22 protein-coding genes are annotated in these 21653 nt (G+C 62.0%); 3 read left to right on the top strand and 19 right to left on the bottom strand.

The annotated features are described in order from the left end of the window. The first annotated feature begins 108 nt into the window (after positions 1–108). Positions 109–642, top strand: coding sequence for a DUF3617 domain-containing protein (locus KTQ42_RS04545; RefSeq protein WP_217344421.1), 534 nt, complete (start codon positions 109–111; stop codon positions 640–642). Positions 643–648: 6 nt separating this feature from the next. Here the strand turns inward: KTQ42_RS04545 and KTQ42_RS04540 are convergent, their stop codons facing one another. The 3 genes from KTQ42_RS04540 to ppsA all read right to left on the bottom strand — a co-directional run bounded on the left by KTQ42_RS04540 (position 649) and on the right by ppsA (position 4601). Beyond that, a complete protein-coding gene (locus KTQ42_RS04540; RefSeq protein ID WP_217344420.1) occupies positions 649–1575 on the bottom strand; it encodes a stomatin-like protein in 927 nt (308 codons plus the stop codon). Between the two features lie 6 nt (positions 1576–1581). After that, complete coding sequence (locus tag KTQ42_RS04535; protein ID WP_217344419.1) at positions 1582–2001, bottom strand: NfeD family protein; 420 nt, start codon at positions 1999–2001, stop codon at positions 1582–1584. Between the two features lie 170 nt (positions 2002–2171). Beyond that, positions 2172–4601 carry a phosphoenolpyruvate synthase gene (ppsA, locus tag KTQ42_RS04530; protein ID WP_217344418.1) on the bottom strand — a complete coding sequence of 810 codons (2430 nt, stop codon included), beginning with the start codon at positions 4599–4601 and terminating at the stop codon, positions 2172–2174. A gap of 164 nt (positions 4602–4765) precedes the next feature. Here ppsA and KTQ42_RS04525 point away from each other — a divergent pair, with 164 nt between their 5' ends. Then, positions 4766–5614 (top strand): pyruvate, water dikinase regulatory protein, encoded by an 849-nt coding sequence (locus KTQ42_RS04525; protein WP_194712090.1) that lies wholly within the window; start codon positions 4766–4768, stop codon positions 5612–5614. A 95-nt stretch (positions 5615–5709) separates the two neighbouring features. Beyond that, positions 5710–6060, top strand: coding sequence for a hypothetical protein (locus KTQ42_RS04520; protein ID WP_217344417.1), 351 nt, complete (start codon positions 5710–5712; stop codon positions 6058–6060). Between the two features lie 169 nt (positions 6061–6229). On the opposite strand, the gene KTQ42_RS04515 is transcribed toward KTQ42_RS04520, so the two are convergent. From KTQ42_RS04515 to rpsB, 16 genes are all read right to left on the bottom strand, one after another. After that, the gene (locus KTQ42_RS04515) at positions 6230–7018 is read right to left on the bottom strand and encodes an RNA methyltransferase (RefSeq protein WP_217344416.1); all 789 of its coding nucleotides are present in this window, start codon (positions 7016–7018) and stop codon (positions 6230–6232) included. Then, on the bottom strand, positions 7015–7635 hold the full coding sequence (rnhB, locus tag KTQ42_RS04510) for a ribonuclease HII (protein ID WP_217344415.1): 621 nt from the start codon (positions 7633–7635) through the stop codon (positions 7015–7017). The genes KTQ42_RS04515 and rnhB overlap by 4 nt, the downstream gene beginning before the upstream one ends. Continuing rightward, positions 7632–8801, bottom strand: a complete 1170-nt coding sequence (gene lpxB, locus KTQ42_RS04505) for a lipid-A-disaccharide synthase (RefSeq protein WP_349292120.1) — start codon at positions 8799–8801, stop codon at positions 7632–7634. Before lpxB ends, rnhB begins: the two co-directional genes overlap by 4 nt. Further along, positions 8785–9576, bottom strand: coding sequence for an acyl-ACP--UDP-N-acetylglucosamine O-acyltransferase (gene lpxA / locus KTQ42_RS04500; RefSeq protein ID WP_217344413.1), 792 nt, complete (start codon positions 9574–9576; stop codon positions 8785–8787). The genes lpxB and lpxA overlap by 17 nt, the downstream gene beginning before the upstream one ends. Continuing rightward, positions 9576–10046, bottom strand: coding sequence for a 3-hydroxyacyl-ACP dehydratase FabZ (gene fabZ / locus KTQ42_RS04495; protein WP_217346812.1), 471 nt, complete (start codon positions 10044–10046; stop codon positions 9576–9578). Before fabZ ends, lpxA begins: the two co-directional genes overlap by 1 nt. Positions 10047–10057: 11 nt before the next feature. Further along, positions 10058–11119, bottom strand: a complete 1062-nt coding sequence (gene lpxD, locus KTQ42_RS04490) for a UDP-3-O-(3-hydroxymyristoyl)glucosamine N-acyltransferase (RefSeq protein WP_217344412.1) — start codon at positions 11117–11119, stop codon at positions 10058–10060. Between the two features lie 13 nt (positions 11120–11132). Then, entirely contained in the window at positions 11133–11651 is a 519-nt protein-coding gene (locus tag KTQ42_RS04485) for an OmpH family outer membrane protein (RefSeq protein WP_249222637.1), read from the bottom strand. 44 nt (positions 11652–11695) lie between these two features. Further along, entirely contained in the window at positions 11696–14026 is a 2331-nt protein-coding gene (gene bamA / locus KTQ42_RS04480; protein WP_217344410.1) for an outer membrane protein assembly factor BamA, read from the bottom strand. 58 nt (positions 14027–14084) lie between these two features. Next, entirely contained in the window at positions 14085–15452 is a 1368-nt protein-coding gene (rseP, locus tag KTQ42_RS04475) for an RIP metalloprotease RseP (RefSeq protein ID WP_217346811.1), read from the bottom strand. Next, entirely contained in the window at positions 15452–16621 is a 1170-nt protein-coding gene (ispC, locus tag KTQ42_RS04470) for a 1-deoxy-D-xylulose-5-phosphate reductoisomerase (protein WP_217344409.1), read from the bottom strand. Before ispC ends, rseP begins: the two co-directional genes overlap by 1 nt. Before the next feature lie 32 nt (positions 16622–16653). Continuing rightward, positions 16654–17472 carry a phosphatidate cytidylyltransferase gene (locus KTQ42_RS04465; RefSeq protein WP_217344408.1) on the bottom strand — a complete coding sequence of 273 codons (819 nt, stop codon included), beginning with the start codon at positions 17470–17472 and terminating at the stop codon, positions 16654–16656. Then, positions 17472–18230: a polyprenyl diphosphate synthase gene (uppS, locus tag KTQ42_RS04460; RefSeq protein WP_217344407.1), complete on the bottom strand. Its 759-nt coding sequence runs from the start codon at positions 18228–18230 to the stop codon at positions 17472–17474. Before uppS ends, KTQ42_RS04465 begins: the two co-directional genes overlap by 1 nt. Positions 18231–18289: 59 nt before the next feature. Continuing rightward, entirely contained in the window at positions 18290–18850 is a 561-nt protein-coding gene (gene frr / locus KTQ42_RS04455; RefSeq protein WP_217344406.1) for a ribosome recycling factor, read from the bottom strand. A gap of 45 nt (positions 18851–18895) precedes the next feature. Beyond that, positions 18896–19612 carry a UMP kinase gene (gene pyrH / locus KTQ42_RS04450; RefSeq protein WP_217344405.1) on the bottom strand — a complete coding sequence of 239 codons (717 nt, stop codon included), beginning with the start codon at positions 19610–19612 and terminating at the stop codon, positions 18896–18898. 166 nt (positions 19613–19778) lie between these two features. Next, complete coding sequence (tsf, locus tag KTQ42_RS04445; protein WP_217344404.1) at positions 19779–20660, bottom strand: translation elongation factor Ts; 882 nt, start codon at positions 20658–20660, stop codon at positions 19779–19781. Between the two features lie 135 nt (positions 20661–20795). After that, the gene (rpsB, locus tag KTQ42_RS04440; RefSeq protein WP_217344403.1) at positions 20796–21548 is read right to left on the bottom strand and encodes a 30S ribosomal protein S2; all 753 of its coding nucleotides are present in this window, start codon (positions 21546–21548) and stop codon (positions 20796–20798) included. Positions 21549–21653 lie beyond the last annotated feature (105 nt).

Here is a 21653-nt window from a genome sequence, read left to right as displayed (position 1 = left end):
CCCTGGCATGCCGGATCAGGGCGCATAATCGCACCCCGGGCATCGCACTCATGCCCGCCATGCCAAGCCCGCATGCCAGTTCCCATTCACCAGCAGCAGGAGCCAGACTTGTTTCGTATTTCATCGCTGATCGTCAGCACGCTATTGATTGCCGCCACAGCCCAGGCCGCCTCGCCGGCCGGACCCGCTCCCCGTCCCGGCCTGTGGGAGGTCAGCGCCACCTCCGCCCTGCTGGCACTGGTGCCGCAAATCCCGGCCGACCAGATGGCAAGGCTGCGCGGCCTGGCGCGCCAGCACGGCTTCGATATGCCAAAAATAGAAAACGGCGCGGCCAGTTCCCGCGTCTGCATCACGCCGGAAATGGCGGCGCAGAACACCATGCCCGATCTGTATCAGCAGCAGTCAGGCTGCACCAGCCGCAATGCGGTACGCGACGGCGCGCGCTATGCCATGGATGTGCGCTGCGACGGACCGCGGGTGCGCGGCAGCGGCCGCGCCGAAGGCATGCTGGAAGGCCCCGAGCGCTTCAGCGGCACCTCCAGCTTCGATGGCACGATAGACGGCACGCCGGTCAGGGAGCAGGCACAGACCAGCGGCCGCTGGATTGCGGCCAGCTGCAACGGCCTGCCGCCGCCACGCTGAACAGCGTCAGGCCTTGGGCTGCGACTTCACCACCTGCAGCGCGCTGGCAATCATGGTGCTCATATTGCCCAGGTCGCCGGGCACGATCAGCGTGTTGCCGGTCTTGGCCAGCTTGGCGAAGGCATCGACATACTGTTCAGCCACTTTCAGGCTGACCGCGTCCTGGCCGCCCGGCTCCCGGATGGCCGCGCCGGTCTGGCGCAGCGCTTCGGCGGTGGCGTTGGCGATGGCCACGATGGCCGCCGCCTCGCCTTCGGCGCGGTTGATCGACGCCTGCTTCTCCCCTTCGGAACGGGCAATCGAGGCTTCGCGCTCGCCGGTGGCGATATTGATCTGTTCCTGCTTGCGACCTTCTGACGCGGCAATCAGCGCCCGCTTTTCCCTTTCAGCCGTGATCTGCGCCTGCATCGCATGCAGGATCTCCTTCGGCGGCGTCAGGTCCTTGATCTCGTAGCGCAATACCTTCACGCCCCAGTTCGCCGCCGACTCGTCGATGGCATTGACGATGGCGGTGTTGATGTGATCGCGCTCCTCGAAGGTCTTGTCCAGCTCCATGCGGCCGATCACGGAGCGCAGCGTGGTCTGCGCAAGCTGGGTGATCGCGGCGACATAGTTGGAGGAACCATAGGAAGCGCGCATCGGATCGGTCACCTGGAAGTACAGGATGCCGTCCACCTGCAGCTGGGTATTGTCGCGCGTGATGCAGACCTGGGGCGGCACATCCAGCGGGATCTCCTTCAGGATGTGCTTGTACGCCACCCGGTCGATGAAGGGGATCACGATATTCAAGCCAGGCCCGAGTATTGCGTGGTACTTGCCCAGGCGCTCCACCACCCAGGCATGCTGCTGCGGCACGACCTTGATGGTCTTGATCACGAAGACGACGGCGAGGATGAAAAGAACCAGGGTCAAGGTGCCAAACGTGATTTCCATAAGTGCTTACTCCGGTTGATTGCTGACGATGAGACGGCTGCCGCGAACCTCGCGTATGACGAACTGGCCTGTTCTCGCATGCGCGCCATGGGCAAGTTCCACATCCCACAAGGCGCCGCGGTACATGGCCCTTGCGCTTCCTTCATGCCAGTGGCTGACATGCAGGCTCTGGCCAATGTCAAGATTGATGTTGGGGTCGCGAGCGGCGTCGGTCCTGCGTGGACGGCGCCGGCGCAATGCCAGGGCTGCCGCAGCGCCTATAAGGGCCGCCAGAAGGATCTGTACTTCCGCCGAGAGGCCGAGCCAGGCGGCCAAAGCGCCGGCCACCATGCCGAGTGCAATCATCAGCAGGTAAAACGTCCCGGAAAACATTTCGAGAATCACCAGCAAGCCAGCCAATGCAAGCCATACCATCCAAGCCGTCATGTTTCCTCCAGTTGGAAATAAGAAACCCCTGGAACCGTATGGTTGCAGGGGCATGAGAAAACAGCAAGAAACTTTGTTGTTGGTTGTTATCCGGCTGGAATGGAAGCCAGTCTAGCGGATGAGTTTTTTAACAGCAACTCTTTTCCGGCGGACTGTGCCTTATTCACCACTCAACCGAGGCGCTTGGCAAGGCCTTGCCATGTATCAACAACCGAGTCGGGATTGAGCGAGATGGAGGTAATGCCTTCCTTCATCAGCCACTCGGCAAAGTCAGGATGGTCCGACGGGCCCTGGCCGCAGATACCCACATACTTGCCCTGCTTGCGGCAGGCGCCGATCGCACGGGACAGCATGGCCATCACCGCCGGATCGCGCTCGTCGAAGTCCGCTGCCAGCAGCGCCATGCCGGAATCGCGGTCCAGGCCCAGGGTCAGCTGGGTCAGGTCGTTGGAACCGATCGAGAAGCCGTCGAAGAATTCCAGGAATTCATCGGCCAGGATGGCATTGGAAGGCACTTCGCACATCATGATCAGGCGCAGGCCGTTTTCGCCGCGACGCAGGCCATTCTTGCCCAGCAGGTCGATGACCTTCTGCGCCTGGCCCAGGGTACGCACGAACGGCACCATGATCTCGACATTGGTCAGGCCCATGTCTTCGCGCACCCGCTTCATTGCCGCGCATTCCATCTCGAACGATTCGGCAAAATCCTCGGCCAGGTAACGGGCGGCGCCGCGGAAGCCCAGCATCGGGTTTTCCTCGTCCGGCTCATAGCGCGAGCCGCCGATCAGCTTCTTGTACTCGTTCGACTTGAAGTCGGACAGGCGAACGATCACGGGCTTGGGCCAGAATGCCGCGGCAATCGTGGCAACGCCTTCGGCCAGCTTGTCGACATAGAACGCCTTGGGCGACGCATGGCCGCGCGCCACCGATTCCACCGCCTTCTTCAGCGACGCGTCGATGTTCGGATATTCGAGGATGGCCTTCGGATGAACGCCAATATTGTTGTTGATGATGAATTCCAGGCGCGCCAGGCCGACGCCGGCGTTCGGCACCGACTGGAAGTCGAATGCCAGCTGCGGGTTGCCGACGTTCAGGGTGATCTTCACCGGCAGTTCCGGCAGCTCGCCGCGCAACACCTCGGTCACTTCGGTTTCCAGCAGGCCGTCATAGATCCGGCCTTCGTCGCCTTCGGCGCAGGACACGGTGACGAGATTGCCATCGATCAGCACATCGGTTGCATCACCGCAGCCGACCACCGCCGGCACGCCCAGTTCACGGGCGATGATGGCTGCGTGGCAGGTGCGGCCGCCACGGTTGGTGACGATGGCTGAAGCGCGCTTCATCACCGGCTCCCAGTTGGGATCGGTCATGTCGGCCACCAGCACGTCGCCCGGCTGCACCCGCTCCATTTCCGACGGATCGCGGATCACGCGGACCGGGCCGGCGCCGATCTTCTGGCCGATGGCGCGGCCGGACGTTAGCACAACGCTGCTGCCCTTCAACTTGTAGCGCTGCTGTGCATCGGTCGACTTCTGCTGCGACTTTACCGTCTCCGGACGTGCCTGCAGGATGTAGAGCTTGCCATCGCGGCCATCCTTGCCCCATTCGATATCCATCGGGCGGCCATAGTGCTTTTCGATGATGACCGCATACTTGGCCAGCTCGACGATTTCCTCATCGTTCAGGGAGTAGCGATTGCGCATTTCGATGGGCACATCCACGGTGCGCACCGAGCGGCCAGCCTTGGCTTCGCCGGTGAATTCCATCTTGATCATCTTGGAGCCGATGTTGCGGCGGATGATGGGCAGCTTGCCCTGCGCCAGCATCGGCTTGTGGACGTAGAACTCGTCCGGATTGACCGCGCCCTGCACCACGGTCTCGCCCAGGCCATAGCTGGAGGTAATGAAGACCACGTCGCGGAAACCGGACTCGGTGTCCATCGTAAACATCACGCCGGCGGCGCCGACGTCGGAGCGGACCATGCGCTGCACGCCGGCAGACAGGGCCACTTCCGCATGGGTGAATCCCTTGTGGACGCGATAGGAGATGGCGCGGTCGTTGTACAGCGAAGCGAAGACATGCTTCATCGCTTCGAGCACGTTGTCGATGCCGACGACATTGAGGAAGGTTTCCTGCTGACCGGCAAAGGAGGCATCCGGCAGGTCTTCCGCAGTAGCCGAGGAGCGAACGGCAAAGGACATTTCCGCGGTGGAATCGGCGACCAGGCGCTCGTAGAACCGGGTAATTTCCTGCTGCAGGCGCGGCTGGAAAGGGGTGTCGATGATCCACTGGCGGATTTCCGCGCCAGCGGCGGCGAGCGAGCGCACGTCGTCGATGTTCAGGCCGTCAAGACGATCCTCAATGCGTTGCGCAAGAGAAACACCGCCGACTTCGCTGTAGGACAGAAAATCGCGGAATGCCTGCGCAGTGGTGGCGAAACCCGTCGGCACGCGCACGCCGGCGCCGGCGAGCTGACTGATCATCTCGCCCAGCGATGCATTCTTGCCGCCGACCGACTCGACGTCGGTCATCCTGAGTTCTTCAAACGATGCTACGTAGGTGGCCTCCGGGGAGCCCCCCTGGTTTGCTGCATTGGACATAACAACCTCTGGTTTGATGGGAAATCGGGACGTGCGCCGTCGCATCCGGGGGTTTTTGGTATTCTTCTGCGGGTCTGCGCGGTTTTCATTTGCCGCATTTTACAGGCGCGGCCGAATTTTTGGCTTGCACTCTCGACAATTCACTCTTTCCATCAAACTCTCCCATGCGCGATATCGTCTCTCCCCACCTGCCAGCGGCCGAACGCACGGTGTTTTTTGTCTCCGACGGCACCGGCATCACGGCCGAGACCTTCGGACATTCGGTGCTCACCCAGTTCGAACTGCGCTTCCGCCAGATCCGGCTGCCCTTCATCGATACGCTGGAAAAGGCGTATGACGCGGTGCGCCGCATCAACGAATGCTGCGCCGCCGACGGCAAGCGGCCGATCGTGTTCTCGACGCTGGTCAAGGCCGACCTGTCCGCCGTGGTACGCCGTTCCAGCGGCATGCACATGGACCTGATCCATACCTTCGTCGAACCGCTGGAACAGGAACTGGGCATCAAGTCCAGCCACACAATTGGTCGCAGCCACAACATTGCGGATTCGGACGAGTACAAGAACCGCATCGAAGCAATCAATTTTTCGCTGGCCCATGACGATGGCCAGTCCGACAAGAACCTGGCGATGGCCGATGTGATCCTGGTCGGCGTGTCGCGCTCCGGAAAAACCCCGACCAGCCTGTATCTCGCCATGCAGTACGGCATCAAGGCGGCCAACTATCCGCTGATTCCGGAAGACTTCGAGCGTGGCAGGCTGCCTGGCAATCTGGTGCAGTTCAAATCCAAGATCTTTGGCCTGTCGATCGCGCCGGAACGTCTGGCCGAGGTCCGCAATGAGCGCCGGCCGGGCAGCAAGTATGCGGCGCTGGAAAATTGCCGGTATGAAGTCAACGAAGCGGAAAATATGATGCGGCGCGAAGGGATACGGTGGATGTCTTCCACTGTCAAATCCATCGAGGAAATCGCCACCATGATCCTGCAGGAGATTCGCCTCGATAAGCGTTCCTACTGACAGCACGATCCGCGTCCAGTTTGCGGCAGACACGCGGCTGCGCAATGCCTCCGGCGCTGGTCTTTGCTAGCATGGAATCGACGTCTGGAGGACGTATGGACATTGTGCTTCTGGAACTGGTGCTATGGGCCGGGCTGATCTGCTTTCTCTGGGTCATGAAAGACTCGCTGGGCAAGATCGAGTCCGAATTGGAAAGAACAGCGGCGCAAAAGGCGGCTGGGCGGGATTTCCGCGGCAGGGAAACGCCTCATGCCGACCGCCTGTCCGATCCGATCGGCCGGCTGGGCGACGCCACGATTTACCGTTTTGCCATCATCGATGGCCAGACTTATGAATTCGACCATGTGGCAGCCGGCAAGGACGCTTCCCTGGCAACGCATCAGCGCTGGCTGCCCCCGGGCCTTGTGTATAGCCGGCATGACGATACGAGTTCTGCAAGCAGGTAGTGACGGGATGTTCTGCCGGATGGCAACGAGCGGCTGCTCATGAGCGGGTTGGCCCGGTGTGGCTGAACCAGGCAGCTGGAAGCCGGGAAGAGGTTTTATACGTAATGGGCGCATCCCTTGTACCACCGCTGCCCTGCGTGCCGCAGCCCGTGGCGGATTTCCCGGCTCGTCAGGCTACGGTCTTCTGCCTGACCTGCTCGAACAGGCAGACTGCAGCGCTGGCTGCCACATTCAGCGACTCCATCTCGCCCAAGTGGGGAATGCTCACCCGCTGGCTGGCCAGGGCCATCAACGGTTCCGACACGCCTTGCCCTTCATGGCCGAACAGCCATGCCACGTTGCGCCGCAAGTCCACATCGTAAATCCTTGCTTCGGCATGCGAACTGGTTGCCAGGACCGGAATGGCGCTGGAGCTCAGCAGCGCCGCCAGGTCAACCTGCTCATGGATTTCCAGCCCGAAGTGCGCACCCATGCCGGCCCGCAATACCTTGGGAGACCAGGCGAAGGCGGTGCCGGCGCTGCAGTACACCGACCGGATGCCGGCCGCGGCAGCGCTGCGCAGGATGGAACCCAGGTTGCCGGGGTCCTGCAGGTTGTCCAGCAACACCGCGTCGCCTGTCAGCGTGCCCACGAACTCTGCCTGCGGCGTGTCGATCACGAACAGCAGGTCGATGCCATTCTCCACCTGGCTCAGCGCATGGTAAAGCGCGTCCGGCAGCACCACGCATTGCACGTCGTCGCAGCGCGCCAGCACCGCCGCGACTTCCGGATTCGACTGGGCACCATCCCCGACCACGCACAGCACCGGCAGGCCGCGCTGCGCCAGGTAGGCGCCGCACAGGTGCACGCCGTCGAGCAGCGTGCGACGTGCCCGGCGGCGGGCCTGGGAACTGGTCGCCAGTTGCTTCAACTCCTTGTACAGCGGGTTGTCGCGCGAGCTGATGAACTTCACGCTCATGGCCGCGGGTCCATCATCGCCCGCACCGGCGCGTAGGAACGCCGGTGGGCGGGCGACACGCCGTGCAGTTGCAGCCGCTCCAAATGCAGGGCGGTCGGATAACCCTTGTGCTGGTCGAATCCATATTGCGGATAGGTCTGGTGCAAGGCTACCAGGGCGGCATCGCGCCCGGTCTTGGCCAGGATGGACGCGGCTGAAATTGCCTCCACCAGGTCGTCGCCGCCGACAATGGCTTCGCAGCGCACCGCCGCCGGCGGACAGCGATTGCCGTCGATCAGCGCCAGCGTAGGCTGCCGATGCAGTCCCTCGATCGCGCGCCGCATCGCCAGCATGGTGGCGTGCAAAATGTTAAGCGTGTCGATTTCATTTTCGCAGCACTGGGCGACCGACCAGGCCAGCGCATCGCGTCGGATCAGCACGGCCAGCTCCTCGCGGCGCGCGGCGGTCAGCTTCTTCGAATCGCGCAAGCCGGGAATCGGGCGCGCCGGGTCGAGTATCACGGCGGCGGCAAACACCGGGCCGGCCAGCGGCCCGCGGCCTGCCTCATCGACGCCGCAGACGATTTCGTTGGCATGATCAAACAGCGGCAGGGTGCGCTCGCGGGGTGTCTTCTTCAATGGCGTCCTCGATGGTTCTCTATCATTTCAAGCACCGCATCCGCGCTCAGGCGGGCAGTGTCGCGCAGCAGCGTATGGTGCATGTCGGTAAAGCGCTGCACCAGCGCCTGCCGGGCGTTGCCGTCGGTCAGCTGCTTCCACAATGCATCGGCGATCGCTTCCGGCGTCGCCGCATGCTGCAGCAATTCCGGCACCAGGAATTCACGCGCCAGGATATTGGGCAAGCCGACCCAGGGCTGGTAGCCCATGTGCCGCATCACCTGCCAGGAAGCGGCCATCATTTTATAGGCAATCACCATCGGCTTCTTGTAGAGCGCCACTTCCAGCGTGGCGGTGCCTGAGGCCACCAGTGCCGCGTCGGCAGCGGCCAGCGCCGCATGCGACTGGCCATCCAGTATCTGCAGCGGCAGATCGGTCAGGCCGGCGCCTGCCAGCAGGCTTTCGAAGTATTGTCGCTGCGCCTGGCCCGCCATCGGCGCGACGAAGCGGATAGACCGGTCGCGCGCGGCCAGCAGTTTCGCCGCCGACAGGAAGGCAATGCTGTTGTACTTGAGTTCGGACATCCGGCTGCCGGGCAGGATGGCTACCACCGGCGCGTCGCCCTGCAGGCCCAGTGAAGCACGCGCCACGCCGGTGTCGGGCTGCATCGGGATCACTTCCGCCAGCGGATGGCCGACGTAGGTGGCGGAGATGCCGGCCTCACGGTAGATCGCTTCCTCAAAGGGGAAGATCACCAGCATGTGCGACACGGCGCGCGCAATCTTCCGGATGCGGCCGCCACGCCAGGCCCAGATCGATGGGCCGATGAAGTGCATGGTGGGTATGCCTGCCTGCTTCAGTTCGGCTTCCAGTCCGAGGTTGAAATCCGGCGCATCCACGCCGATGAAGGCAGCCGGACGCTCGCGCAGCAGCTGGTCGCGCAGCGCAAGCTGGATGCCCTTGATTTCGCGGTAGTGTGCAATCACTTCGAACAGCCCGCGCACCGACAGCTTTTCCATCGGCCAGTCGCTGATGAAACCATGTTCGGCCATGCGGGCGCCGCCTATGCCATGGAGACGAGCCTCTGGCAATTGCGGACGCAGGCCGGACAGCAGGCGCGCCGCCAGCAGGTCACCGGAGGTTTCCCCGGCGACCAACGCAATCGACAGTTCAGCGGACGATGCCACGGGAAGCGTTGTCGAGGAAAGCGCGCATGCTGCGCAGCCGGCCCGCGGCATTGCCTTCCAGCCCGGCCTCTTCCCGGGCCAGCGCAGCGCGTGCCTCTTCCAGAGTCAGGCCCGACTTGTAGATCAGCTTGTAGGCGCGGCGCAGCGCGGCAATTTCATCAGCGCCAAAGCCGCGCCGCTTCAGGCCTTCAACATTCAAGCCACGCGGCGCAATCGGCGTGCCAGCGGCCAGGATGAACGGCGGCACATCCTGCGACAGGCTGGCGTTCATGCCGACAAAGGCATGGTCGCCGATCTTGCAGAACTGATGCACGGCGGCGAAGCCGCTCATGATGACCCAGTCGCCGACATGCACATGTCCGGCCAGCGTGGCGTTGTTGGAAAAGACGGTGTTGCTGCCGACCTGGCAGTCATGCGCGATATGCACATAGGCCAGTATCCAGTTGTCATTGCCAAGACGGGTGACGCCGGCGTCCTGGACGGTGCCGAGGTTCAGGCTGCAATACTCGCGGATGGTGTTACGGTCGCCGATCTCCAGGCGTGTCGGCTCGCCGCGGTATTTCTTGTCCTGCGGCGCGCCGCCCAGCGAGCAGAACTGATAGATCACGTTATCGCGCCCTATCGTGGTGTCGCCCTCGACCACGACATGCGAAGCGATACGGGTGCCGGCGCCGATACGCACCTGCGGGCCGATCACGCTGTAGGGGCCAACCTCGACCGAGGCGTCGAGCTCAGCCTTCGCATCGATGATGGCGGTGGGATGAATCAGAGCCATTACTGTCCCGCGGGCTGGCTTGCGTCCGTGCTGCTGCGCATGGTGCACATCAGTTCCGCTTCCAGCGCAACCTCGCCATCCACCAGGCCGCGCGCGTTGTACTTGTAGATGCCGCGCGAGGAACGAGTGATCTCGACTTCCATGCGCAACTGGTCGCCAGGGCCGACAGGACGCTTGAAACGCGCCGCATCGATGCCCACGAAATAGACCACCGAGCTGCTGTCAGGCTTCTTGCCCATGGTGAGAAAGGACAGCAAGGCGGCCGTCTGGGCGAGCGCCTCGATCATCAGCACGCCGGGCATGACTGGCTTGTGCGGAAAATGACCGTTGAAGAACTCTTCATTGATGGTGACGTTCTTGATTGCGGTAATCGACTTGCCGACTTCGTAATCCAGCACCCGGTCGACCAGCAGCAAGGGGTAACGGTGTGGGAGGTATTCCTTGATCTGGTTGATGTCCAGCGTGTTCATAGTGGTTTCTTTCATTGCTCGTTCTTGTTCTGACTGGTCAGCGCCGCTACCGTTTTTTCCAGCTCGCGCATCCTGCCGCGCATGCCCGACAGATTGCGCACGATGGCCGCCGACTTCTCCCATTCCGCATTGGTCGCCAGCGGATAGAACCCGGTGTACTGGCCTGCTTCGGTGATGGAGCGGCTGACCAGGCTGCCCGAAGAGATATGGACGTTATCGGCAATGGTCAGATGGCCCAATATCATGGCCGCACCGCCAAAGGTGCAATATTTTCCTATCGTCGCGCTGCCAGCCACGCCTACGCAGCCGGCCATCGCGGTGTGGGCGCCGATATGGCAGTTGTGCCCGATCTGTATCTGGTTATCGAGCTTGACGCCATCCTCGATCACGGTATCGGCCAGTGCGCCGCGGTCGACGGTGGTGTTGGCCCCAATCTCGACATCATTGCCGATGACGACCCTTCCGGTTTGCGGGATCTTGATCCAGGCGCCGCCCTCATTGGCGAAGCCGAATCCATCGGCGCCGATCACGGCGCCGGAATGCACGATGCCGCGCTCGCCTATCGTGCATCCGGCCAGGAAACACACGCGGGGATGGAAATGCGTGTCGGCGCCGACCACGGCGTTGCGGCCGATAACGCAGCCACTGCCGATGATGCAGCGCTCGCCAATCATGGCGCCCGCCTCGACGGTGACGTGCGGACCGATGCTGGCGCTGGCCGCAACCTTCGCGTCCGGATCAATCGCAGCGCTCGGATGGATGCCGGGTTGTACAGGCGGCGCCGACAGCGCTGCAAACAACTGGGCCGCGCGCGCGAAGTAGGCATAGGGCCGCTCGGTCAGGATACGGGCGCCGGCATACTGGCTGCCGATGCGTTCGCTGTCGCCCTCGGTCAGGATCAGCGCAGCGGCGCCGCTGGCGGCGGCCTGGCTTCGCAATTTGGGATTGGACAGAAAGCTGACATGGGAAGCGCCGGCTGCATCGAGCGGCGCGATGCCGGAGACCAGCGTGTCCGGATCGCCCTGCAGCTGTCCGCCTACCTGTTCAACCAGTTGCCGCAGGGGTATCGCCATGGTCTTGCACCGTTTATTTGTTCAGCGCCTTGAGCACTTTGTCGGTGATATCGATGCGCGGGCTGATATACACCGCTTCCTGGAACACGATGTCGTATTTTTCCGCTTCGGCGATCTGCTTGATCACGCGATTGGTGCGTTCCAGAACGGTGGCCAGCTCTTCATTGCGACGCTGGTTCAGGTCTTCACGGAACTCGCGCTGGCGACGTTGGAAATCCTTGTCCAGATCGCCCAACTCCCGCTGGCGGCGGACGCGGTCGGATTCCGACAGAACCGGCGCATCCTTGTCAAGCTTGTCGGCCATGGACTTCAGGCGGGCGCCCATGTCCTGCAGGTCCTTGTCACGCTTGGAGAACTCCTGCTCGATCTTGGCGTTGGCGGTTTTTGCCGGCGCTGCCTCGCGGAAAATACGCTCGGTGCTGACAAAACCGACTTTGACTTCCTGCGCCTGGGATGCGCCCATGCACACGACGGAAGCGGCAAACACAGCCGCACATCGTGCGACCAGAGACTGTTGGATGGAAAACTTCAAGGATCTTCTCCGCAATTCAAAAAATCTGTTATCGCCGCAAAACATCAGAAACCGGTACCCAGCTGGAACTGGAACGGCTGCTTCAGATCGGCGTCCTTGGCATTGAGCGCTCTGCCGAAGCTCAGCTTCAGCGGGCCGATCGGCGACACCCAACTGATACCGACGCCTGCCGAATAACGCAGATTGGCCACGCTGATCTTCTCGTCCGCCGTGGTGTTGAAGACCTGGCCGGCGTCGAAGAAGGTGAACCAGCGCAGGCTACGATCCGCACCTGTACCCGGGAACGGGAACTGCAACTCGGCATTCATGATGATACGAGCGTTACCGCCGGTAATATTCGCCCGGTCGCTTCCATTCACCGACAGCGACGAGCTTTCGTAACCGCGCACCGATCCGATGCCACCGGCATAGAAATTCTTGAAGACCGGATACGGCCGATTGCTCAGTGCGTTGCCATAATCGAGCTCACCGTTCAATGCCAGCGTCATGGTGCTGGAAAGCGGCTTGAAATACTGGTGCTGATAGACGGCGCGATAGTAACGCAGGTCGCCCAGCAGGGAAAGCTCCAAGTTGGCGCGCTGGTAGCGGCCAGTGGTTGGTATCAGCGCGCTGTCGCGGTTATCGCGTTGCCATGCAACAGTCAGGGGGAACGAGGTCGCCTGCGCAGTGTTGCCGCTGCCGAAGTCCGATACAAACCTGCGGTAGAGCAGCGGGCTGGTTTCATCCACATCGACCTGCGTATGCTCGGCACCCGCGCCGAAGAACACCGTGTCGACCTCGGAGAAAGGCACGCCGAACCGCACATTGCCGCCGAGCGTCCTGATGCGGTAATTGCTTGTGGTGACGATGGGGGGCCGCGTTGTACGCACGAACGCCTCATAACTGCGGCTGATGCCATCGTCAGTGAAATACGGATTGGTCTGCGACACCGCGATGGTGCGATAGCGGCGGCTGGTGTTGACATCCAGGCCGATGGTATTGCCGCTGCCAAACGCGTTGGCCTGCTGGATCGAGCCGGTCAGGGTCAGCTTCTCGCTGCTGGAGAAACCGGCACCGAGCGAAATGGCGCCCGTCGGCTTCTCGACGATATTCATGTTCAGGTCGACCTGGTCGGTGGTGCCTGGGACTTCCGGCGTATCCACATTCACCTCGGTGAAGTAACCCAGGCGATTGACGCGGTCGCGCGAGAGCTTGATCTTGGAAGCGTCATACCAGGAGCTTTCCAGCTGGCGCATCTCGCGGCGAATGACTTCGTCGCGGGTGCGGGTATTGCCGCCGATATTGATGCGCCGCACATAGACGCGCTTGCCGGGATCGACCAGGATCGTGAAAGCAACCTGCTTCTTTTCACGGTCGATCTGCGGATTGGCGTTGACGTTGGCGAAGGCGTAACCGAAATTGCCCAGGCGCTCGGAAATCTTTTTAGTGGTCTCGGTCAGCTTGGCGCCCGAGAACACATCGCCTGGATTGAGTTGCACCAGCGACTTCAGTTCATCCTCGCGGCCAAACATTTCCCCTTCCAGCCTGACATCCGACACCGTGAACTTGTCGCCTTCGGTGATGTTGATGGTGACGTAGATGTCCTTGCGGTCAGGCGTGATCGACACCTGGGTCGACTCCACCTGCATTTCCAAATAACCGCGATTGAGGTAGAAGGACTTCAGGGTCTCGATGTCGCCAGTCAGCTTCTGCTTGGAGTACTGGTCGTTCTTGGTGTACCAGGTGAACCATCCGGGCGTGGTCAGCTTGATCACGTCCCGTATTTCCTTTTCGGAGAAGGCCTTGTTGCCGACGATGTTGATCTCGCGGATGCGCGAGACATCGCCTTCGTCGACGGCAAAGTTGATGTTGACCCGGTTGCGCTCGATCGGCGTGACGGTCGTGGTGATCTGCACGCCATACAGGCCACGTGACAGATACTGCCGCTTCAATTCCTGCTCTGCGCGGTCCAGCAGCGCTTTGTCGTAGATGCGCGATTCGCCCAGACCGATTTCCTTCAGCGCCTTGGTCAGCGTGTCCTTGTCGAATTCCTTGGTGCCGGTGAATTCGACCGCGGCGATGGCGGGACGCTCTTCCACGGTCACCACCAGGACGTCGCCTTCCGCTTCCACCCGCACGTCCTTGAAAAAACCGGTTGCGTACAAGGCCTTGATCGATGCCGCGCCCTTTTCATCGGTGAACGTGTCGCCGACCTTCACAGGCAGATAATTGAACACGGTGCCAGCTTCAGTGCGCTGTATCCCCTCCACGCGGATGTCTCGTACCGTAAAGGGGTCTACTGCCAGAGCGGAGCCGGAACAAAGTGCGATGATGGCGGAGACAATCAGACGACGAGGACGAAGAGACAGAAAAAAACGCTCTGAATGTAATTTCATTTGCTGTTGTTGTGTAATGGACTGGTGTGAGGCGAGCCCGAGACGTCGGGCCTCGGCCTCAGGAGATCAGGCGGACAATGTCGTTAAAGACCGCCACCATCATCAGGGTCATCAGGATGCCGATGCCGGCACGTTGTGCCAGCTCGCCGAAACGCTCGGACACGGGGCGCCCGGTCAAAACTTCCAGCGAATAATACAGCAAAAGCCCGCCATCAAGCACCGGGATCGGTAGCAAATTCATCACACCCAGGCTGATGCTGATGAAGGCGATAAAGCTGATGTAACTGACCATGCCGATGCGTGCCGTCTGCCCTGCGTAATCGGCAATGGTGATCGGCCCGGTGATGTTCTTCAGCGAGACTTCGCCAACGATCATCCGGCCCAGCATGCGGATGGTCATCACGCTGGTGTCCCAGGTCTTCCGGGCGCCACGCGCAAGTGCCTGCAAGGGGCCGGACCGGACATTGACCATTTCCGGCGCCATCGATACTTCCGCCTGGATGCGGCCGATGCGCTTGCCGCCGCTTTCCACGACCTGCGGCACCACGCTGATTTCCATGGGCCTGCCATCGCGCTGGATGGACAGCAGCAGCGCCTGGCCAGCCGACTTCTGTACCGTTTCGACAAACACGCCGCCGTCAGCCACCGGCTGGCCATTGATTGCTTCCACCTTGTCGCCTTGACGCAACCCGGCGCGGGCCGCCGGCCCATCGACGACGAGCTTGCCCAACACGGCCGGTGGCCGCGCCAGGTCCAGGCCCAGCCGCGGCATGAAATCGGTTTCGAGTTCGGATGCATCGAGCATATTGGTCGGCAGGGTCACGCCGGCGGCAACGACGCCGTTCTGGCCGGCGGAATCGGGCCGCTCGACTTCCAGCCGGGCCGGCGCCTTGTCCACCGCCGCCCGCAGCAGCGTCCAGCGCAGGTCTGACCAGATATGAATCTCTTCGCCGTTGACCGACTTCACCAGTTCGCCGCCGCGCAGCCCCGCGTCATAGGCGGCGCTGTCCTGCGGCACTGCCCGCAGCCGCGGCGCCGGCTCGGGAATGCCGTACATGTAAAGTCCGCCGAACAGCAGAATGGCCAGCAGGAAGTTTGACAGCGGTCCGGCAGCCACGATGGCAATGCGCTTCCAGACGGATTGCACGGTGTATTCACGCTTGCGGTCGGCTGCGCTGACCAGCGACATGTCCTGTTCGCGCGCGTCCAGCATCTTCACGTAGCCACCCAGCGGCAGCGCCGACAGCGCCCATTCGGTCTGGTCGGGTCCGAACTTGCGCGACCAGACGATCTTGCCCATGCCGACCGAGAAGCGCAGAACCTTGACGCCGCACCACTTGGCAATCAGGTAATGGCCGAGTTCATGGACGACCACCAGGATGCCCAGCACCACCACGAACGCCACCAGCGTCTGCAGCAGCGTGATCATTGCAGGCACTCCCGCGCCAGCGCGCGCGCCCTTCTGTCCTGTTCCAGCAGTGCGCCGATATCGGCCACTGGCTCGTGGGGAATGACATGCATCACCCGGTCTATCAGCTGGTCTATCATGCGAAATCCAATCTGGCGGTTGAGGAAGGCCTCGACGGCGATCTCGTTGGCGGCATTGAGCAATGCCGGCGCGGAGCCTCCGGCCTGCAGCGCATCATACGCCAGTTTCAGACAGGGAAAGCGGCGCAGGTCCGGGCGCTCGAAACGCAGCTGGGCCATGCTGGCGAGGTCGAGCGGCGCAACGCCGGAGGCGATGCGCTCCGGATAGGCCAGCGCATGCGCAATCGGCGTACGCATGTCCGGATTGCCGAGTTGCGCCAGCACCGATCCGTCGATATACGACACCATCGAATGGATCACGCTTTGCGGATGGATCAGCACTTCGATCTGGCCGGCCGAGGCGCCGAACAGCCAGGCGGCTTCGATGACTTCCAGCCCCTTGTTCATCATGGTGGCGGAATCGACCGAAATCTTGCGCCCCATGACCCAGTTCGGATGCGCGACTGCTTCCTCCGGCGTCACCTTGTCCAGCGTGTCGACTGCGCGGTTCAGGAAGGGTCCGCCGGAGGCGGTGAGCAATATCCTTGAAATGCCGTGGCGTTCCGGCTCACGCGAGAAGTCGCCCGGCAGGCACTGGAATATCGCATTGTGCTCGCTGTCGATCGGCAGCAGGGTTGCGCCGCTTTCGGCAACAGCGGTCATGAACAGCTGGCCGGACATGACCAGTGCTTCCTTGTTGGCCAGCAGAACCTTCTTGCCGGCGCGCGCGGCGGCAAGCGATGGCGCCAGGCCGGCGGCGCCGACGATGGCGGCCATCACGGTGTCACAGCCGGGCGCCGACGCCACCTGGCACAGCGCCTCCTCGCCCCACAGCACATCGGTGGCGACGCCGGCTTTCTTCAGCAGCGCCGCCAGCGCCGACGCAGCCTCTGTGCTGCCGACCACAGCCACCTCCGGCAGGAAGCGGGCGCATTGCGCGGCCAGGTCGTCGACCTTGCTGTGCGCAGTCAACGCGTAGATGCGGTAACGGTCGGGATGGCGGGCAATGACGTCGAGCGTGGAAACGCCGATCGATCCGGTCGCACCCAGAATGGTGATGTTTTGCATTAAGACGATTCCAGCCTTATAGCCTTGTAGCGTTATAAACGGAAGGCGATCACGATTGCCAGCGGCAGCACCGGAACCAGTGCATCGATGCGGTCCAGCACGCCGCCGTGGCCAGGCAGCAGATTGCTGCTGTCCTTCATGCCGGCGCGGCGCTTGAGCATGGATTCGAACAGGTCGCCGACCACGCTGGCCGCCGTCACCAGCGTCATCACCGCCAGCATGCCGAACCAGCCCAGGCTGCGTTGCAGATGAACCGCGAAGGTATCCTGCAATGCACCTGAAAAGACGCTGGCCGATGCCAGCAGCAGCACCGCCAGCCAGCCGCCGATGGCGCCTTCCCACGACTTGCCCGGCGAAATTGTCGGCGCAAGCTTGCGCTTGCCGAAGGCCTTGCCGGCGAAATAGGCGCCGATGTCGGCCACCCACACGATGGCCATCACGGACAGCAGGTAGACGGGAGAGCGGTGGTAGAAGGCGGCAATGGCGGCAAAGCAGCCAAGGACGGCGATGCCGTACACAATGGACACCAGCCGGTTCGGCATAGTGGCAAGCGGCGGCAGGCCCAGGCCCAGCGCCGGCGCCAGGCGTATTGCCCAGATCGCCACGCACAGCATGCAAAGCGGATAGACGGCGCTATCCAGGTAGCGCAGCAGTATCACCAACAGCACTACGGACCACAGAACCGGTGCGAGCAAGGGCATTGGCAATTGAAAGAGGCGCGTACGCTCCCAGATGGCCGCGGCGAAAAAGAGCGTCAGGACCACGTTGAACAACAGTGTCGAACCGGACCACACCACGCCCAGCAGGACTGCCAGCAGCACGACCGCGGTGACGACTCGGGTTGCCAGCATCAGGAAGCTTTCTTCGTCGTGATCAGTTGGGCGCTGGTACGCCCGAAACGGCGCTCGCGCTGCTGGTACGACACAATCGCTTCGTCGAGCGCGGCGCCGTCAAAGTCGGGCCAGTAGGTTTCGGTGAAGTACATCTCGGTGTAAGCCAGCTGCCACAGCATGAAATTGGAAATGCGCTGTTCCCCGCCGGTGCGGATGAAGAGGTCCGGCTCCGGCGCGAAAGCCAGCGCCAGATGGGGCGCCAGCTGCTCCTCGCTGAATTCGGCGGCGCCGGGATGGGCTGCCACCATCTTGCCTACCGCCTGCATCACGTCCCAGCGGCCGCCGTAGTTGGCGCAGACATTCACCGTCAGCCGGGTATTGCCGGCGGTGCGCCGCTCGGCGTTCGCAATCATTTCCTGCAGCTTGGGATCGAAACGCGAGAGGTCGCCAACCACCTTCAGGCGGATGCTGTTGACATGCATCTTGGTGACTTCACGCTCGAGCGCCGTCATGAATAGCCGCATCAGCACCGACACTTCCTCGGCCGGCCGGCGCCAGTTCTCGGAACTGAATGCAAACAGAGTCAAATATTCCACACCGCGCTCGACGCACTTTTCCACCACATCGCGGACCCGCTCGACGCCCTTGGCATGGCCCGCCACGCGCGGCAGGAAACGCCGCGTGGCCCAACGGCCATTGCCATCCATGATGATGGCAATGTGACGCGGCACCGCCGATACTTCAGGCACTCCTTGCGTCGAACTGGTTTGCTTCATGAGCTTGCTTTTCATTAATGATTGGCGGGCCGCTACGGTATGACAAGGCTGGCCGCCTGTCAAACCGTCAGCACTTCCTTTTCCTTTTCAGCAACCAGCTTGTCGATTTCGGCAACGAAGCGATCGGTCAGTTTCTGCACCTCGTCCTGGGCACGGCGCTCGTCATCCTCGGAAATTGCCTTGTCCTTCAGCAGTCGCTTCAGGCCTTCGTTGGCGTCACGGCGGATATTGCGCACGGCGATCTTGGCATCTTCGGCCTCGGTCTTGACCAGCTTGACCATTTCCTTGCGGCGCTCTTCGGTCAGCGGGGGCGTCGGCACGCGGATCAGGTCGCCCTGGGTGGCCGGGTTCAGGCCCAGGTCGGACTCGCGGATCGCCTTCTCGATGGCGCCCACCATTTTCTTTTCCCAGGGCTGGACGCCGATGGTGCGGGCGTCGATCAGGGTGATGTTGGCAACCTGGCTCAACTGGGTGGGGTTGCCGTAGTAGTCCACTTTCACATGGTCGAGGATGCCGGCGTGGGCACGGCCGGTACGCACCTTGGCCAGGTCGGCCTTGAGCGTCTCGATCGACTTGTTCATCTTCTGTTCGGTGGTTTTCTTGACGTCGGCGACAGTCATGCTGCTCTCCTGTTATTCACAAATGTTGGAGTTCGTTTGGTCGTATTAAACATGCACCAGGGTGCCCTCGTCCTCGCCCATCACGATGCGGCTCAGGGCGCCAGGCTTGAGGATGGAAAACACCCGGATCGGAAGCTTCTGGTCACGGCACAGCGCGAAGGCGGTGGCATCCATCACCTGCAGGTGCTTGGAAATGGCCTCGTCAAAGCTGATGCTCGCATAACGGGTGGCGGAAGCATCCTTGTTCGGGTCGGCGCTGTAGACGCCGTCAACCTTGGTTGCCTTCAGGACAACCTCGGCGCCGATTTCGGAGCCGCGCAGCGCGGCGGCAGTGTCGGTGGTGAAGAACGGGTTGCCGGTGCCGGCGGCGAAGATCACTACCTTGCCTTCTTCCAGATACTGCAGCGCCTTGGGCCGCACATAGGGCTCAACGACCTGCTCGATGCTGATGGCCGACATGACACGGGCCGTCATGCCGAACTGGCGCATTGCGTCCGCCAGGGCAAGGGAATTCATTACGGTGGCCAGCATGCCCATGTAGTCGGCGGTGGCGCGGTCCATGCCTTGGGCGCCGGGCGCTACGCCGCGGAAAATATTGCCGCCGCCGATCACGATGGCGAGCTCGACACCCATTTTGACGACTTCGGAAACATCGGCCACCATGCGCTCGATCGTGGCGCGGTTGATGCCGTAGGAATCGTCGCCCATCAGGGCTTCACCGGAAAGCTTGAGGAGGACGCGCTTGTACGCTGGTTGGGACATGAAATTGGCTCCTTATGGTGATCCGGTTTTGCTTGAATGCAATACACCGCCCGGATAGCTGCTTGATGGTGCGACATTTTACAGCGATGAAGCAAGAGCCCGGGCGCGGTGCGGCGACATGGGCGCCGCACCTTGAAAAAAACGGGCCTTTCGGCCCGCTTGCTGATTACGCCTGCTTGGCGGCTGCCACCTGGGCAGCCACTTCGGCCGCGAAGTCATCCTGTTTCTTCTCGATGCCTTCACCAACGATGAACATCACGAACGATTTGATCGTGGTGTTGTTGGCCTTGAGCATTTGCTCAACGGTCTGCTTGTCGTTCTTCACGAACGGCTGGGCCAGCAGCGACACTTCCTTCAGGAACTTCTGCACCGAACCCTCGACCATCTTGGCGGCGATATCGGCCGGCTTGCCGGACTCGGCAGCCTTCAGGGAAGCAACCGAACGCTCGCGCTCGATCAGTTCGGCCGGCACCTGGTCGGACGACAGCGACACGGGCTTCATGGCGGCGATGTGCATGGCCACGTCCTTGGCAACCTGCTCGTCGGCGCCGTCATATTCGACCATCACGCCGATACGGGTGCCGTGCAGGTAGGACACCAGCTTGGAGCCGCTATCGAAACGCTTGAAGCGGCGAAACGACATGTTCTCGCCGATGCGGCCGACCAGCTCGGTGCGCTTCTCTTCCAGGGTTTTGCCATCCAGCGGCAGAGCGCCCATGGCGGCGACGTCCGCCGGATTGCCTTCGGCGATCAGGCGGGCAGCGTCGGAAGCCATTTTCAGGAAGTCGTCGTTCTTGGTCACGAAGTCGGTTTCGCAGTTGACTTCCACCAGCGCGCCAACGGTGCCCTGGATATAAGCGGCAACCACGCCTTCGGCGGTGATGCGGGAAGCGGCCTTGGATGCCTTGCTGCCCAGCTTGACGCGCAGAATCTCTTCCGCCTTGACCGGATCGCCGCCGGCTTCGGTCAGCGCCTTCTTGCATTCCATCATCGGTGCGTCGGTCTTGGCGCGCAGTTCGCCTACCATTGCTGCTGTAATTGTGGCCATCGTATTCTCCTTGCTGATCGGCTGCCTCTCGGGCCCGCCGGATCGAAATTGTGGGGATTCAGCTCGAAAAAAAGGGGCGAACGGATGTTGCCCCTTTTCTGTTCACCCGCGGACGCTGCTGCGGGCAGAGGCGTATTATGCCTGCTCGTTGACTTCGACGAATTCGTCGCCAGTATCGCTCTTGATGGACTCGACCAGCTCGCTGGCGGCGCTGTCGCGGCCTTCGAGGATGGCGTCAGCAACACCGCGTGCATACAGCGCGATGGCTTTCGAGGAGTCGTCGTTGCCGGGGATCACGTAAGCCACGCCGTCCGGGGAGTGGTTGGTGTCGACCACGCCGATGACCGGGATGCCCAGCTTGGCGGCTTCGGTGACGGCGCCCTTGTGGTAGCCGACGTCGATGACGAAGATCGCGTCAGGAATGCCGTTCATGTCCTTGATGCCGCCGATGGACTTCTGCAGCTTTTCCATTTCGCGGCTGAACATCAGCGCTTCCTTCTTCGACAGCTTCTCGACCGAACCGTCTTCCACGGCCTGTTCCATTTCCTTCAGGCGCTTGATCGAGGTCTTGATGGTCTTGAAGTTGGTCAGCATGCCGCCCAGCCAGCGCTGGTCAACGAAGGGCACGCCTGCGCGCTGGGCTTCCTGGGCAACCAGGTCGCGCGACTGGCGCTTGGTGCCAACCATCAGGATGGTGCCGCGATTGGCCGACAGCTGGCGGATGTACTTCATCGCCTCGTTGTACTTGGCCAGCGTCACTTCCAGGTTGACGATATGAATCTTGTTGCGATGACCGAAAATGAACGGGGCCATCTTGGGGTTCCAGAAGCGGGTTTGGTGACCGAAATGGACACCGGCTTCCAGCATTTCACGCATGGTGACAGACATGTTTGCTCCAGGGTTGGGTCTGGAATCCGGCCAGTGACCCATACAGGGCACCCTTGTGGACCGGATTCGCGATTTAAAAAGAGTTGTCGATTGATGAATGGCCTG

Source organism: Noviherbaspirillum sp. L7-7A (assembly GCF_019052805.1).
Taxonomy (GTDB): domain Bacteria; phylum Pseudomonadota; class Gammaproteobacteria; order Burkholderiales; family Burkholderiaceae_D; genus Noviherbaspirillum_A.
The sequence above is the reverse complement of the archived record's forward strand: the minus strand, read 5'-3'. Positions and strand labels throughout refer to the sequence as shown.

Excerpts from the sequence above, each read along its gene's own strand:
- KTQ42_RS04540 (WP_217344420.1), bottom strand. The coding sequence starts at position 1,575 with ATGGAAATCACGTTTGGCACCTTGACCCTGGTTCTTTTCATCCTCGCC.
- KTQ42_RS04535 (WP_217344419.1), bottom strand. The coding sequence starts at position 2,001 with ATGACGGCTTGGATGGTATGGCTTGCATTGGCTGGCTTGCTGGTGATT.
- ppsA (WP_217344418.1), bottom strand. The coding sequence starts at position 4,601 with ATGTCCAATGCAGCAAACCAGGGGGGCTCCCCGGAGGCCACCTACGTA.
- KTQ42_RS04525 (WP_194712090.1), top strand. The coding sequence starts at position 4,766 with ATGCGCGATATCGTCTCTCCCCACCTGCCAGCGGCCGAACGCACGGTG.
- KTQ42_RS04520 (WP_217344417.1), top strand. The coding sequence starts at position 5,710 with ATGGACATTGTGCTTCTGGAACTGGTGCTATGGGCCGGGCTGATCTGC.
- KTQ42_RS04515 (WP_217344416.1), bottom strand. The coding sequence starts at position 7,018 with ATGAGCGTGAAGTTCATCAGCTCGCGCGACAACCCGCTGTACAAGGAG.
- lpxA (WP_217344413.1), bottom strand. The coding sequence starts at position 9,576 with ATGGCTCTGATTCATCCCACCGCCATCATCGATGCGAAGGCTGAGCTC.
- fabZ (WP_217346812.1), bottom strand. The coding sequence starts at position 10,046 with ATGAACACGCTGGACATCAACCAGATCAAGGAATACCTCCCACACCGT.
- lpxD (WP_217344412.1), bottom strand. The coding sequence starts at position 11,119 with ATGGCGATACCCCTGCGGCAACTGGTTGAACAGGTAGGCGGACAGCTG.
- bamA (WP_217344410.1), bottom strand. The coding sequence starts at position 14,026 with ATGAAATTACATTCAGAGCGTTTTTTTCTGTCTCTTCGTCCTCGTCGT.
- ispC (WP_217344409.1), bottom strand. The coding sequence starts at position 16,621 with ATGCAAAACATCACCATTCTGGGTGCGACCGGATCGATCGGCGTTTCC.
- KTQ42_RS04465 (WP_217344408.1), bottom strand. The coding sequence starts at position 17,472 with ATGCTGGCAACCCGAGTCGTCACCGCGGTCGTGCTGCTGGCAGTCCTG.
- uppS (WP_217344407.1), bottom strand. The coding sequence starts at position 18,230 with ATGAAGCAAACCAGTTCGACGCAAGGAGTGCCTGAAGTATCGGCGGTG.
- frr (WP_217344406.1), bottom strand. The coding sequence starts at position 18,850 with ATGACTGTCGCCGACGTCAAGAAAACCACCGAACAGAAGATGAACAAG.
- pyrH (WP_217344405.1), bottom strand. The coding sequence starts at position 19,612 with ATGTCCCAACCAGCGTACAAGCGCGTCCTCCTCAAGCTTTCCGGTGAA.
- tsf (WP_217344404.1), bottom strand. The coding sequence starts at position 20,660 with ATGGCCACAATTACAGCAGCAATGGTAGGCGAACTGCGCGCCAAGACC.
- rpsB (WP_217344403.1), bottom strand. The coding sequence starts at position 21,548 with ATGTCTGTCACCATGCGTGAAATGCTGGAAGCCGGTGTCCATTTCGGT.